Source organism: Paraburkholderia sp. CI3 (genome assembly GCF_050436505.1).
GTDB classification, from domain to species: Bacteria; Pseudomonadota; Gammaproteobacteria; order Burkholderiales; family Burkholderiaceae; genus Paraburkholderia; species Paraburkholderia tuberum.
In genome coordinates this window covers 1,360,151-1,372,976 of sequence record NZ_JBNDMI010000003.1, presented here as the reverse complement: position 1 = coordinate 1,372,976, position 12,826 = coordinate 1,360,151, and the positions used below count along the sequence as shown (strand labels likewise).

The 12,826-nt window shown below is 65.1% G+C and carries 9 protein-coding genes; 3 read left to right on the top strand and 6 right to left on the bottom strand.

Annotated elements, in window-relative coordinates; all coding sequences use genetic code 11:
* Positions 1 to 133: 133 nt before the first annotated feature.
* Together OKW29_RS14955 and OKW29_RS14950 are read right to left on the bottom strand one after the other, a co-directional pair.
* Positions 134 to 1,318 carry a porin gene (locus tag OKW29_RS14955; RefSeq protein ID WP_429291598.1) on the bottom strand — a complete coding sequence of 395 codons (1,185 nt, stop codon included), beginning with the start codon at positions 1,316 to 1,318 and terminating at the stop codon, positions 134 to 136.
* Between the two features lie 432 nt (positions 1,319 to 1,750).
* On the bottom strand, positions 1,751 to 3,019 hold the full coding sequence (locus OKW29_RS14950) for a YhjD/YihY/BrkB family envelope integrity protein (RefSeq protein ID WP_429291597.1): 1,269 nt from the start codon (positions 3,017 to 3,019) through the stop codon (positions 1,751 to 1,753).
* Between the two features lie 192 nt (positions 3,020 to 3,211).
* Here OKW29_RS14950 and OKW29_RS14945 point away from each other — a divergent pair, with 192 nt between their 5' ends.
* Together OKW29_RS14945 and OKW29_RS14940 are read left to right on the top strand one after the other, a co-directional pair.
* On the top strand, positions 3,212 to 3,766 hold the full coding sequence (locus OKW29_RS14945; protein WP_429291596.1) for a YbaK/EbsC family protein: 555 nt from the start codon (positions 3,212 to 3,214) through the stop codon (positions 3,764 to 3,766).
* Between the two features lie 110 nt (positions 3,767 to 3,876).
* A complete protein-coding gene (locus OKW29_RS14940) occupies positions 3,877 to 5,436 on the top strand; it encodes a methyl-accepting chemotaxis protein (RefSeq protein WP_429291595.1) in 1,560 nt (519 codons plus the stop codon).
* A gap of 68 nt (positions 5,437 to 5,504) precedes the next feature.
* Here OKW29_RS14940 and OKW29_RS14935 read toward each other — a convergent pair whose 3' ends face one another.
* From OKW29_RS14935 to OKW29_RS14925, 3 genes are all read right to left on the bottom strand, one after another.
* Complete coding sequence (locus tag OKW29_RS14935) at positions 5,505 to 6,992, bottom strand: SulP family inorganic anion transporter (RefSeq protein WP_429291594.1); 1,488 nt, start codon at positions 6,990 to 6,992, stop codon at positions 5,505 to 5,507.
* Between the two features lie 264 nt (positions 6,993 to 7,256).
* On the bottom strand, positions 7,257 to 7,847 hold the full coding sequence (locus OKW29_RS14930; RefSeq protein ID WP_429291593.1) for a BPSL1445 family SYLF domain-containing lipoprotein: 591 nt from the start codon (positions 7,845 to 7,847) through the stop codon (positions 7,257 to 7,259).
* Between the two features lie 266 nt (positions 7,848 to 8,113).
* The gene (locus tag OKW29_RS14925) at positions 8,114 to 9,502 is read right to left on the bottom strand and encodes an FAD-binding oxidoreductase (protein WP_429291592.1); all 1,389 of its coding nucleotides are present in this window, start codon (positions 9,500 to 9,502) and stop codon (positions 8,114 to 8,116) included.
* A 554-nt stretch (positions 9,503 to 10,056) separates the two neighbouring features.
* Between OKW29_RS14925 and OKW29_RS14920 the strand changes: the two genes are divergently transcribed.
* Positions 10,057 to 10,200: a hypothetical protein gene (locus OKW29_RS14920; RefSeq protein ID WP_429291591.1), complete on the top strand. Its 144-nt coding sequence runs from the start codon at positions 10,057 to 10,059 to the stop codon at positions 10,198 to 10,200.
* A gap of 197 nt (positions 10,201 to 10,397) precedes the next feature.
* Here OKW29_RS14920 and OKW29_RS14915 read toward each other — a convergent pair whose 3' ends face one another.
* Positions 10,398 to 12,731 carry a hypothetical protein gene (locus tag OKW29_RS14915; protein ID WP_429291590.1) on the bottom strand — a complete coding sequence of 778 codons (2,334 nt, stop codon included), beginning with the start codon at positions 12,729 to 12,731 and terminating at the stop codon, positions 10,398 to 10,400.
* Between the last annotated feature and the right edge of the window lie 95 nt (positions 12,732 to 12,826).

Genomic DNA, 12,826 nt, shown 5'->3' with positions numbered 1-12,826 from the left:
CGTCAGGCTCGCTCGGGCCCGCACCAAAACCTCAGGACGAAAAAAAACCAGCCATCGGCATCGCCTCTGGCTGGTTTCTGGTCTCTGGCTACGCAGCTCGTCAGCTGCGTAGCAGGTCCGATTCGAAGTCCGATTAGAACTTGTGACGGATACCGAGGCTGACCATGACCTGGTTGTTGGTGCTCGACTGGTTGCCATACGAACCGATCGAAGCCGTGGACGAAACGAGTGCGCCCGTAGCCGGATCACGCTGTTGGCCGCTTGCATGCTGCCATGCGGCGACCGTGTACACGTCGGTGCGCTTCGACAGCGAGTAGTCGCCGCCCAGCGAAACCTGGTTGTACGTTGCCTTCGCGTCGCCCGTACCGCGGGTGTACGCGTAGCCGATACCCAGCAGGGCTGCCGGCGTGATCTGGTAGCCGACGTACACGCGGCCGACGTTGAAGATCTGCGTCGACGTGAACGCCGATTGTGCGTCCGGCTTGTAGCGCGCGTTGCTGTACGACAGGTTAGCCGTCAACGGGCCCGTCACGTACTGAGCAGCTGCCGAAGCGATACTGATCGACTTCGCCGTGGTGTAAGCCTGGTTGATGCCTGCGTTGTCCGGGAAGTTCGTGTCGAACGTAGCGCCGGGGACCGTCGTGCTGTTCCAGCCCGTGCGGACAGGAAGGTTGGTGCTTGCGTTGTCAGTCCTCAGGTAGCCACCCGCGAGGCTGAACGGACCCGTTGCGTACGTTGCTGCGCCGGCCCACGTTTGACCCGAACCCGTCGCGCCTGCGACGCCGCCCAGAGCGTACATGCCTTCGAACTGGAAGCCCGACCACACCGGCGACACATACTTCAGCGAGTTGTTCACGCGGAAGCTGTTGTCGTTGTTGTCGACGTCACCCGGCGTAGCGAACGTGCTGCCGAAGTAGTTGTCGCCCGTCAGCGGCTGGATCATGTCGACCAGCGGGTCGTATTGACGACCAGCTGTGAAGGTGCCCCAAGAGTCGCCCGTCAGACCGACGTAAGCCTGACGACCGAACATCAGGCCGCCTTGACCGAGCTTGCCGGTGTTGATGTCAAAGCCGTTTTCCAACTGGAAAATTGCCTTCAGGCCGCCGCCGAGGTCTTCCGTGCCCTTCAGGCCGAAACGGTTACCTTGCAGGTTGCCGCCAAACATTTGTACGAGGCTACCGCCGTGGGGCGTAGCGTTGTTCACGTACTGGACCGATTCATCCAGCACGCCATACAGGGTCACGCTGCTTTGCGCGTGAGCGATACCGGCGACGCCGAGGAGCGCCAGCGAGAGGGTAGACAGTGCGATTCGTTTCATCCATTTCTCCACGCAGATGATTGTTCGTTGTTGCGGAAAGCAGAATAGCTCACCGGCTCGGTGGGGTAGAAACGGAAAAAAAAGAGTGTCGCCAAAAACTGACAATCGATGCAAACCCTTGTATTTAAAGCTCTCAACGATTGTTTCCATTTGCGCAACATTTATTGGTCTGATGTGCATTATTGTTGAATTGTTGATAGTGGCTGGGTGAATGAACGCACTATGAGCATCGATTTGCATGCTAAATGTAATCTAGTCGTCTACACGTCCACTCGTCTTTGTAGTGAAATCATGAAAGAGACGGCTGACGAAAGGACTAGACAGGCTGGACAGAAGGGGCGCGTTGTGTGTCCAGGCGCAATCGACTGGATTGACGGCGCAACACGTGCATCTATAAGGGTATGGACGGTAGCGTGGTGAGAAGCGCCCGCTTCAGCGCCGGTCGGCGCCACGGCGCGCCATGGCCGCGGCCGTGAGCCCCGCGGCGGCCGCGAGCAGCACCGAGGTCCACGGGTTGCGTCGCACGTAGCGGTCGGCGGCCGTCGCCTGGCGGCGCGCTTCGACGAGGGCGGACGCCGCGAAACGGGTGGCTTGCGCTTCGGCGTCGAGCACCTTGCGCGTAACGTCCACCGCGGTCTCATGCGCGGAGCGCCTTTGCGCCGCCGCGTTGATTCCCGCGGGCAGCGGCGTAGCCGTTTGGCTGGCAACACCCACAGCAGCGGGAGCAGACGGCGCGGCATTTGCCGCGACGGTCGATGCCGCCAGTACCGACGCGAGCTTCGCGCGGCTGCCCGGCGGCGACTCGCCCTGCATGCCCCAGCCGCCACGCGGATCGTGCAGCCGGCCGCGCGCCGCCGAGAACTCCGCGCCGAGCAGCAGCACCAGCGCCGAGAAGTACAGCCACATCAGCAGCACCGCGAGCGAGCCGGCCGCGCCGAACGCGCTGGCCATTCCCGCATGCGCGAGATACAGCGCGAACAGCTTCTTGCCAGCCGTGAACAACACGGCCGCGACGATGCCGCCCACCACCGCATCGCGCCACAGCACCCGAGCGTCGGGCAGAAACTTGAGCAGTCCGGCGAACGCGAAGATCAGCACGAACAGCCCGACGCCGAGCTGCAGCAGATTGCCGATCACGACATACGGCGAGTCGCCCCACAGCCAGTTGCCGATAAAGACGATCACCGTATCGAGCACCAGCGACACGATCAGCAGGAACGCGACGCCGAGCACGAGCCCGAACGAAATCAGTCGCACCCGCACCAGCGCGAGCCAGCTGGAAGTGCGCGGCCCGCTGTACGGCCACACTATATTGAGCGCGCTGTTCAGCGACGAGAACGTCGCCGACGCGCCGATCGCCAGCAGCGAGAACGAGATGATCGTCGCGATGCCGCCTTTGGCGCCCGCGTGATGCGCGTTCTCGACGATCGTCTGCACGCCGGCCGCGGCCTGGTCGCCGATCAGCCCGTTGATGTGGCCGAACAGCTCGCCGCGCGCGGCCGCCGGGCCGAAGAACCAGCCGGCCACCGCGATCACCATCACGAGCGTCGGCGCGAGCGAAAACGCCGCATAGAACGCGATGCTCGCCGCCAACGCAGGACAGCGGTTCTCCGCGAACTGCCGCAGTGCGCCCATCGCCCAATTGGCCTGATGACGCGCGGCCTGCTGGAGGTTCTCGCGAGAGAGCGTGTCGATGTCCATGATCGTGTCTGAATCGTGAGGGCGCCTTCAGGGTGTTTGCTTCATTGCCTTTCGCAAACCTCGTGCCCGTCACTATACAAGTTAAGCGGCGCGCTGCATGGCCTGCGTTCATGGCCTGTTTTGCGGCCCGTTTCGCGGCCGCCCGCGCGTACCGCTAGAATGCAGCGGGTTAATGTCACCTTTCCGCTCATCATGCATTCGCACGAACTCGTACAGCAACTGGACGTCATCGAGCGCGACCAGTGGAGCGCGCATCTGCCCGCGCACGTCATCGAACAATTGCCGGCGCGCGGGATCACGGTGTTCGCCGTCACCGACGACGCCTCCGACACCGCCGCATTCAGCGCTCGCTACGGCTTCGGTCTCGAAGACTGCGCGAACACGATCGTGATCCGCTACAGGAAAGAGGGTGGCGAGCACTATGCGGCGCTCGTGTCGCTCGGCTCGCGGCGGCTCGACATCAACGGCGCGGTGAAGGCCGCGCTCGGCGCACAGCGGCTGTCATTCGCGAAGCGCGAGGCGGCGGTCGAGCATAGCCAGATGGAGTTCGGCGGAATTACCGCGTTCGGTCTGCCGGCCGACTGGCGCATCCTCGTCGACGCCGCCGTGATGGAGCGTGCGCAGATCGTGATGGGCGCCGGCGTGCGCGCGGCCAAGCTGCTTATGTCGTCCGACGTGCTGCGGCAATGGCCGCGCTGCGAGGTGGCCGCGCTGACGCTGCCTGCGGACGGAAACCCGCAACCTTGAAGCCGCACTGAAGTTTTCTTCCGTCGCGCCGTTAATCCCGACAACGACATGAAACGTTTGCGGCGTCCGTTCGCGTGGACAGCCGCCGACCACGACAAGGGATACGGAAGATGGAACGGTTTCGCCTGAAAGTGCGGCTGTGGCTCGCGCTCGCGGTGATGTGCATGGGCATTCTGGCGATCGGCCTGTGGGGGGCGTTCAAGACACGAGACACGATGATCGCCGATCGCGAGGGCGAGCTGAAAAACGTGGTCAGCATCGCGTACAGCGTGCTCGATCGCTACAACGCGCTCGTCGCGGCCGGCACGATGCCGCTCGCCGATGCGCAGCGCGCCGCGATGGACGACCTGCGCGCAATGCGCTACGACGGTGCCGGCGGCTATCTCGTGCTCGAAGACAGCCAGGCGCACGTGCTGATGCATGCCACGCGCGCCGACCTCGTCGGCAAGGACATGACCAACGTCACCGATCCGGACGGGCGCCACGTGTTCAAGGAAGGTTCCGAGCAAACGCAGCGCGAAGGCGAGGCCTTCGTTCATCTGCAGTTCCCGAAGCCCGGCACCGACAAGCTTGCGCCGAAGATCAACTACATGCGGCTTTACAAGCCGTGGGACTGGACCATCGTCACCGGCGTCTTCACGGACGACATCGACGGCGTGTTCTACCGCACCCTCGTGCAATACGTGATCGCGGCGCTGGTGCTTTGCGCGCTCGTGTCGCTGGTGATCGGCGTGATTCTGCGCAGCATTCTGCGTCAGCTTGGCGGCGAACCGGCGTACGCGCTGCAGATCGCATCGCGTATCGCGGACGGCGACCTCGACGTGGTCGTCGACGCGAAGGCCGGCGACAGCACGAGCCTGCTCGCCGCGATGAAACGGATGCAGCAGCGTCTCGCGCAGGCGATCGAGCAGATTCGCGGCGGCGCGACGCTGATTTCGTCGGTATCGAACGAGATCGCCGCGGGCAATTCGGACCTGTCGCGCCGCACCGAGCAGCAGGCGGCCGCGCTCGGCGAGACCGCGTCGAGCATGGAGCAGATCACCGCGACCGTGCGTCAGAACGCCGACAACGCGAAGCAGGCGAGCCAGCTCTCGCACAACGCGTCGGAGACCGCGGCGCGCGGCGGCGCGGTGGTCGGTCAGGTGATCGACACGATGCGCGGGATTTCACAGTCGTCGCACCGGATCGGCGACATCATCGGCGTGATCGAAGGGATTGCGTTCCAAACCAATATTCTCGCGTTGAACGCGGCCGTCGAGGCGGCGCGCGCGGGCGAGGAGGGCCGCGGTTTCGCGGTGGTCGCGGGCGAAGTGCGCACGCTCGCGCAACGCAGCGCGGCGGCCGCGAAGGAGATCAAGGCGCTGATCGAGGAATCGGCCGCGCAGATCGCGGGCGGTTCGGAGCACGTCGGACGCGCGGGTGACACGATGCAGGAAGTCGTGCAGGCGGTACGTCGTGTCAACGACATCATGGGCGAGATCAGCGCGGCGTCGGCCGAGCAGACCTCGGGCATCGAGCAGGTCAACATCGCGGTCGCGAGCATGGATCAGACGACGCAGCAGAATGCGGCGCTCGTCGAGGAGGCGAGCGCGGCGGCCGATGTGCTGAAGACGCAGACCGGGCAGTTGTCGGCGGCGATCGCGGTGTTCCGGTTGCCCGAGCAGCGCTAAAGTACCAGGCCGCGTTGTCGACGCGCGCGAGAATTCACCGTACGCGGGCTCGCAACGCGGTGCGTGTCTCACGCCAAGCCGATCCCCGCGCGGCTCAACAATTGGCGGTTGCGCTCCGACAGATTCTTCATGCGCAATTGCTTGCCTGCCTTGCGATAGCGCTCGGCCAGACCCTGCAACGCGGCGAGCGCCGAATGATCGGCGAGCAGCAGGTGACTGCAATCGACGGTCACGCTCGCCGGGTCGCGCGCCGGATCGAACAGCTCGTGAAAGCGCGTCGTCGACGCGAAAAACAGCGTGCCGCGCGGCACATAGGTCTTATGGCCCGCTCGATCCTCGGCATGCGTGTGAATTTCGCGCGCGTGCTGCCACGCGAAGTTGAGCGCGGCGATCACGATGCCGCACATCACCGCGATCGCGAGATCGGCAAACACCGTGATGACCGTGACCGCGACGATCACGAGCGCGTCGTTGCGCGGCACCTTGCCGAGCACGCGCAGCGATCCCCACGCGAAGGTTTGCTGCGCGACCACGAACATCACGCCCACCAGCGCCGCGAGCGGAATTCGCTCGATCAGCGGCGACAGGAACAGGATGTACAGCAGGATCATCACGCCGCTGACGATTCCCGACAGCCGCGAGCGTCCCCCCGAATTCAGGTTGATCATGGTCTGGCCGATCATCGCGCAACCGCCCATGCCGCCGAACAGCCCCGATGCGAGGTTCGCCGCGCCGAGCGCGACGCATTCGCGATTCGGCTGACCGCGCGTTTCGGTGATTTCGTCGGTCAGGTTGAACGTCAGCAGCGTTTCGAGCAGACCGACGATCGCGATCAGCACGGCGTACGGCAGGATGATGCGAAGCGTCTCGAGATCGAGCGGCACGTCGGGCAGATGCAGCGTCGGCAGATTGCCGGCGACATGCGCCATGTCGCCGAGCGTGCGCGTCGGCAGATGCAGCAGCTGCGTGAAAAGGCCGACGCCGAGAATGGCCACGAGCGCCGGTGGCACGGCTCGCGTAAGTCGCGGCAGCAGATAGACGATCGCCATCGTCAGCGCGACCAGCGCGCACATCGTCGCGAGCGCGCTGCCGTGCAGCCAGACTTCGCCGTGCGGCGTGACCGTTTTGAAGTGAGCGAGCTGCGCAGTCGCGATGACGATCGCGAGTCCGTTGACGAAGCCGAGCATGACCGGATGCGGGACCATGCGGATCAGTTTGCCGAGCCGCAATATGCCGAACAGCATCATCAGGAGGCCGCTCAGGATCACGGTCGCAAGCAGATACTGCGCGCCGTGCTCGACGACGAGCGCGACGATCACGACGGCCATCGAGCCCGCCGCGCCCGAAATCATGCCGGGACGTCCGCCAAATAGCGCGGTGACGGTGCAGATAAAGAATGCGCCGTACAGACCCATCAACGGATTCAGACGGGCGACGAGCGCAAAGGCGATGCATTCGGGCACCAGCGCGAACGACGAGGTCAAGCCTGCGAGCACGTTGCTGCGAATGCCGGACAGCCAGGCGGGCCGACCGGAAGCGGGACTAGCGGTGTTCATGTTCTACGAGGTGGCGCGCGTGCGCAATGCTGAGGCTTGTATGGGCTGCGCTGGACTGGCGTGGCAACGCGCGGCTGCGCGAAGGATTGCGTCCGCAAGGCGCGGACGGTCTACGAAAGGCGTGGATTCTAGCGTAGCGCGATGAACGGCGCTGGCGAAGCGGGCGGGAACGCTATGGCCCGAACGCGCGGCGCGGATCTGTCGTGCAATCGCGCGGTGCGCTCGCGCCACAAATCCGCAAGAGGGAAAGCCCCGCTCAGATACTCAGATAATCAGCCGCGACACCTTCGTGCCCTCGAGCGACACGCCGGCCATCAAGCCGCCGTTGGTCAGCACGAAAGCCTGCACCGGGCTCGTCGCGGTCGACGAATCGACCGCGCCGTTCGCGCCGACTTTCAGCACGGCGACGGTCGCGTTCGCACCGACGGCCCAGCCCTGGCTATGCATGAATTCGTCGAGCGCTTCCTGCGTCATGAACAGAAACACGAGCGCCTTCGACTGTGCGCCGATCTGCAACCCGAACGAGCCCGCGACCGTGCTGTAGTAGCCGACCGTGCGGCCGCCGATGCGCATCGCCCCTTCACCATACTGTCCGCCGACCCAGAAGCCGGCCGAGATCACCGATGGAAACACCAGCACGCCGCGCGCTTTCGCGACGAGCTCACGCGCACCGTCGACGTTTTCGTAGAGACGCGCGAGCGTCGAGTCGACGCCGGCGTTGATCGTGTCGCGCTTGCCGGCGTTGGCGGACGGCGATTCGTTCGAGGACGGCGAAGTCGTCGTGCAACCGGTGAGGCTCAGGCCTGCGACGGCCAATGCAGCGCTGCCGGTCATGATGAATTGTCGTCTGCGCATGACGGTTTTCCTTTGCGTTTCTCACGCGTGTTGTACGTTTTGGAAGAGTGCGGCGAGTCGCCTGCTTTGCTTTGTTCTCATATGCACGCTGGAGGTTCCGTGCGCGCGGTCATCGCAGCCAGGCGGCAGCGTGCCGCGACGTTCGCATCGCGGACGTCCACCGCTCAAATAGCAGGTAGCGTGCCCAAGGGCCGCGCCGCCTTGCGCGAGAGCGGCGCGGCCCTTGCAGTTCGGGTTTTTACGCCGCTTTCCGTCACGCGTCGTCGCTACGCCGTTGGGCGAATGTTCTGGTTATGGCGGAACAGGTTGCGCGGATCGTAGCGGTTCTTCACGGCGACGAGCCGCTCATAGTTGGGCCCATAGGCATCCGCGATACGGCCGCCTTCCTCCTGCGTCATGAAGTTGACGTACACGCTGCCTAGCGCAAAGGGGCGCGACGCGTCGAAAAAGTCTCGCGCCCATTTGACACAGCGCTCGTCGTCGCGCGCATCGTCCCAGCGGCCGTGCACGTTCATCGCGTATTGCGTCTCGCGACTTGGGTAAGCGGTCGCGTCGACCGCCACGCGCTGCGTTTGCGCGCCGATCAACCCGAAGAAAATTTCGCATTGCGCGGACGGCAGTGTGTCGATCGCGCGGATCAGCGCGTCGATCAGTCCATCGTCGATGGTGGCGAGGTTGTGCGACTTCCAGTAGTTGCGCGCGCCCGGCGTGAGCAGCGGATCGAAGGCCTGTTGCCAAACTTCATAAGTCATCGGACCGAGATGTTCGCCGAGCGGCTTGCCGAAGCCGCGCACGGCTTCCACCGCGGCTGGGCCTTTTTCGACCGGCCCGTTGTAGCAGATCGCGAACACGAGCACGGGTTGGCCGTGCACGTCGGGCGGCAGAAACGGCAGCGGTGGCGCGAGCCGCGCGACGGCCCAGACGGCCAGCTCGTCGGGCATCGCGGGCACGGCATCGCGGTATTTGATCAGCGCTTCCTTCGCGTCGGCGAGCGGCAGCACGACGAGGCCGCCATACACGAGCGGGCCGACCTCATGCAGCGCGAACTCGAATAGCGTAACGACGCCGAAATTGCCGCCGCCGCCGCGAATCGCCCAGAACAGATCGTCGTGCGAAGTGGCGCTCAGGCGGCGCAATTCACCGTCCGCGGTGACGATGTCGGCCGCGACGAGGTTGTCGATCGTCATGCCGTAGCGGCGGCTCAACCAGCCGAAGCCGCCGCCGAGCGTCAGACCCGCGACGCCGGTCGTCGAGTTGATACCGAGCGGCGTCGCGAGTCCGAATGCCTGCGCTTCGTGATCGAGATCGTGCAGCGTCGCGCCCGGTTCGACATAGGCGCGCCGCGCTTGCGGGTCGATGCGCACCGATTTCATCGTGGACAGATCGAGCACGAGGCCGTCTTCGCACACAGCGCTACCGCCGATGTTGTGGCCGCCGCCGCGAATTGCGAGCGGCAGGCCGTTGTCACGCGCGAAGGCGACGCCGCGGCGCACGTCGGCAACACCCTCGCAGCGCAGGATCATCGCGGGAGAACGGTCGATCATTGCGTTCCAGATGCTGCGCGCCGTGTCGAAGCCCGGCGTGTCGGGCAGCAGAAGCTGACCGCGAAGTCCGGATTTGAATTCGTCGACCGCACTGCCGGAGATAGTAACCATGTTGTACCTCGTCGAAGAGGGGAAGGCGCTCGCAGAACACTGCTCCGCAGACCAAACAAAAATGCGGGCGGTGAATGAAAGCGGATTGAGAGGTTCGGCTGCGTGCAGTAAACGGGGCGACGCGTCGAAGTCAAACAAAGGTTTACCCGCGTTCGTGGGCGATCCCGCGCGGTGGCTCGCGGGGACAGGCTTTTGCGGGCAGGGCAACGACGATACGCGGCGGTACCGCCGAAGATGGTGGGAATGCTCCGGGAAAAGCGTGCGCGCTGATGTGTTGGTTATCCGACGCGCTGGTGGTTGTGCCACGACACTTTGCATATGGGCGTGGCTCGTGATCGCGTGCGACCGAGGCACACGTTCGACGACTGTGCGAGGTAGCGCACATCGCGACAGCGATTTTCGCGACGCACGCGCATTGCCCGACGACGCGTAATGTTTCGCACGCGCGTTTCGGTGATTTTCATTGCGTTGTCTATTGGATTGCTCTCATTCGGTCTTTCCTATTTTTATTTTTATGTGCGAATGGCCACATGAATAAAACGAATGATGTGTAAATGGTCCATATTTGTCCGATAAAACCAAAGGCTGATTTTCTTTTTGCTGATCCGATTGCATTGAGCGCGATAGTTATTAACTTCCTGTCTGAAGAATATGGAGTAGCGGATTTGGCGGGCGGAACGCCGTTGAACGCCGCCTGACGGGCCGTATCGGCAATATCGCATTGCGTGGTCTAGCGCACGGTCGAGCGGTTGCGCTGCGAATAACTTCAACGTCCATCAAGCCTCGCTGTGCGGCTCTCACGATCATGTGCGCGCACGGCCAGCCGATTCTCTCGAAGCACGCCAAATCGGACCGGGGATTTTCCGTGAGAGAAGTTTTTAGTGCGAACGCATTTTTAATTCGCATAAAGCGAAGCTGCGCAGAGGCTTTGACTTTTCGTTTTGTTGGCGAGCGGAGATTCACTCGTTAATTGGACCGGTCTTTTTGGTGAAATAATTCGGAGAGTGAAATGAAGAAGCAAAACGGGGACGCGTGGATATTGGGAACGCGACGGGCGGCTTTGGCGGTCGCGGTCAGTCTTTATGCGGCGATGGCGGGTGCGCAGACGAATTCGGGGAGCACCGCCGCGCCGGCAACGAATCCCGCAGTGATGGTGCTCGCCGAGGCTAGCGTGCACGGCGGATGTCCGTCGGGCGGCGGGCCGGGCTGCACGTCGCAGGGATTCGGGCAGCTCGGCGCGGGTGCCTTCGGCGTCGCGGCGGCGGGGCTCGGCCCGACATCGCCCACCGGCTCGCCGGCGGGCAACGGGACGTCCTCGACGGGCACGGGCGCGGGAAGCGGTGGCGGGAATAGCTCGGCTAATTCCGGCCCGGGCGGGGTGGGCCCGGGAAATACCGGCGGCAACAACGGCAATGGCGGTGCCGGCGACAACGGTAACGGCGGCGCGGGTAGCGGTGGTGGCGGGAACGGCTCGGGGGATGGCGGCACGGGCGGCGGTAACGGAGGCGGTGATAACGGCGGGGACGGTGGTGGGGATGGTGGTCATGGTCATGGGCATGGTCACGGCGGCGATGGTGACGGCGATGGCGGCCATGGTCATGGCCACGGTGGTGATGGCGATGGCGGTCATGGACATGGCCACGGCGGTGATGGTGACGGCGATGGCGGCCATGGTCATGGCCACGGTGGTGATGGCGATGGCGGTCATGGACATGGCCACGGCGGTGATGGTGACGGCGATGGCGGCCATGGACATGGCCACGGTGGTGATGGTGACGGCGATGGCGGTCACGGCCATGGCCACGGTGGTGATGGTGACGGCGATGGCGGTCACGGTCATGGTCACGCTGGCGATGGTGACGGCGATGGCGGTCACGGTCATGGTCACGCTGGCGATGGTGACGGCGATGGCGGCCATGGACATGGCCACGGTGGTGATGGTGATGGTGACGGCGGTCATGGCCACGGTGGTGATGGTGACGGCGATGGCGGTCACGGCCATGGCCACGGTGGTGATGGTGACGGCGATGGCGGTCACGGCCATGGCCACGGCGGCGATGGTGACGGCGATGGCGGCCATGGTCATGGCCACGGCGGCGATGGTGACGGCGATGGCGGCCATGGACATGGCCACGGCGGTGATGGTGACGGCGATGGCGGTCACGGCCATGGCCACGGCGGTGATGGTGACGGCGACGGCGGCCATGGCCATGGCCACGGTGGTGACGGCGATGGCGGTCACGGTCATGGTCACGCTGGCGATGGTGACGGCGATGGCGGCCATGGCCATGGCCAACGCGGTGACGGCGATGGCGATGGCGGTCACGGTCATGGTCACGCTGGCGATGGTGACGGCGATGGCGGTCACGGTCATGGGCACGGTGGTGATGGTGGCGGCGATGGCGGTCATGGCCATGGCCACGGTGGTGATGGTGACGGCGATGGCGGTCATGGCCATGGGCACGGCGGTGACGGTGCCGGCGATGGCGGTCATGGCCATGGCCAAGGTGGTGATGGTGATGGCGGTCGTGGCCACGGTGACGGCGGCCGCGGCGATGGCGGCCACGGCGCCAGCGGTCACGGCGACGGCGGTCACGGTGACGGTGGTCACGGTGACGGCGGTCATGGTGACGGCGGCCACGGCGACGGCGGCCACGGCAGCAGCGGTGGCGAAGGCAAAGGCGGTTCCGGAAACGGCGGCCATGGCGGTGAAGGCGACGGCGGCCAGGGCAACGGCGGCTACGGCCACGGCGGCCATGGTGGTGAAGGCGGCGGCCAGGGTAACGGCGGTTCCGGCAACGGTGGCCATGGCGGTGAAGGCGGTGGCGGCCAGGGCAACGGCGGCTACGGCCACGGCGGCCATGGTGGTGAAGGCGGCGGCCAGGGTAACGGTGGTTCCGGCAACGGTGGCCATGGCGGTGAAGGCGGTGGCGGCCAGGGCAACGGCGGCTACGGCCACGGCGGCCATGGTGGTGAAGGCGGCGGCCAGGGTAACGGTGGTTCCGGAAACGGCGGCCATGGCGGTGAAGGCGGCGGTGGCCAAGGCAACGGCGGCTCCGGCAACGGAGGCCACGGCGGGCATGGCGGCAACGGTGGCGGCGAAGGCAGCGGCGGCTCCGGCAACGGAGGCCACGGTGGCCGTGGCGGCAACGGCGGCAACGGCGGCGGTCAAGGCAGCGGCGGCCACGGTGGCGGCTACGGCGGCGGTGGTTCCGGCAATGGTGGCCACGGCGGCGGCAACCACTAACCAGTGGCAGGAGTCCCGCGAACCTTGCGGGGCTCCCGAGGGTGGAGGCCGGCGCCGCCCGGCCTCCACACCGACCG

Coding starts and splice junctions, on each gene's coding strand:
- OKW29_RS14935 (WP_429291594.1), bottom strand. CDS start 6,992: ATGAACACCGCTAGTCCCGCTTCCGGTCGGCCCGCCTGGCTGTCCGGC.
- OKW29_RS14925 (WP_429291592.1), bottom strand. CDS start 9,502: ATGGTTACTATCTCCGGCAGTGCGGTCGACGAATTCAAATCCGGACTT.
- OKW29_RS14945 (WP_429291596.1), top strand. CDS start 3,212: ATGCATTCGCACGAACTCGTACAGCAACTGGACGTCATCGAGCGCGAC.
- OKW29_RS14950 (WP_429291597.1), bottom strand. CDS start 3,019: ATGGACATCGACACGCTCTCTCGCGAGAACCTCCAGCAGGCCGCGCGT.
- OKW29_RS14940 (WP_429291595.1), top strand. CDS start 3,877: ATGGAACGGTTTCGCCTGAAAGTGCGGCTGTGGCTCGCGCTCGCGGTG.
- OKW29_RS14930 (WP_429291593.1), bottom strand. CDS start 7,847: ATGCGCAGACGACAATTCATCATGACCGGCAGCGCTGCATTGGCCGTC.
- OKW29_RS14955 (WP_429291598.1), bottom strand. CDS start 1,318: ATGAAACGAATCGCACTGTCTACCCTCTCGCTGGCGCTCCTCGGCGTC.
- OKW29_RS14920 (WP_429291591.1), top strand. CDS start 10,057: ATGGTCCATATTTGTCCGATAAAACCAAAGGCTGATTTTCTTTTTGCT.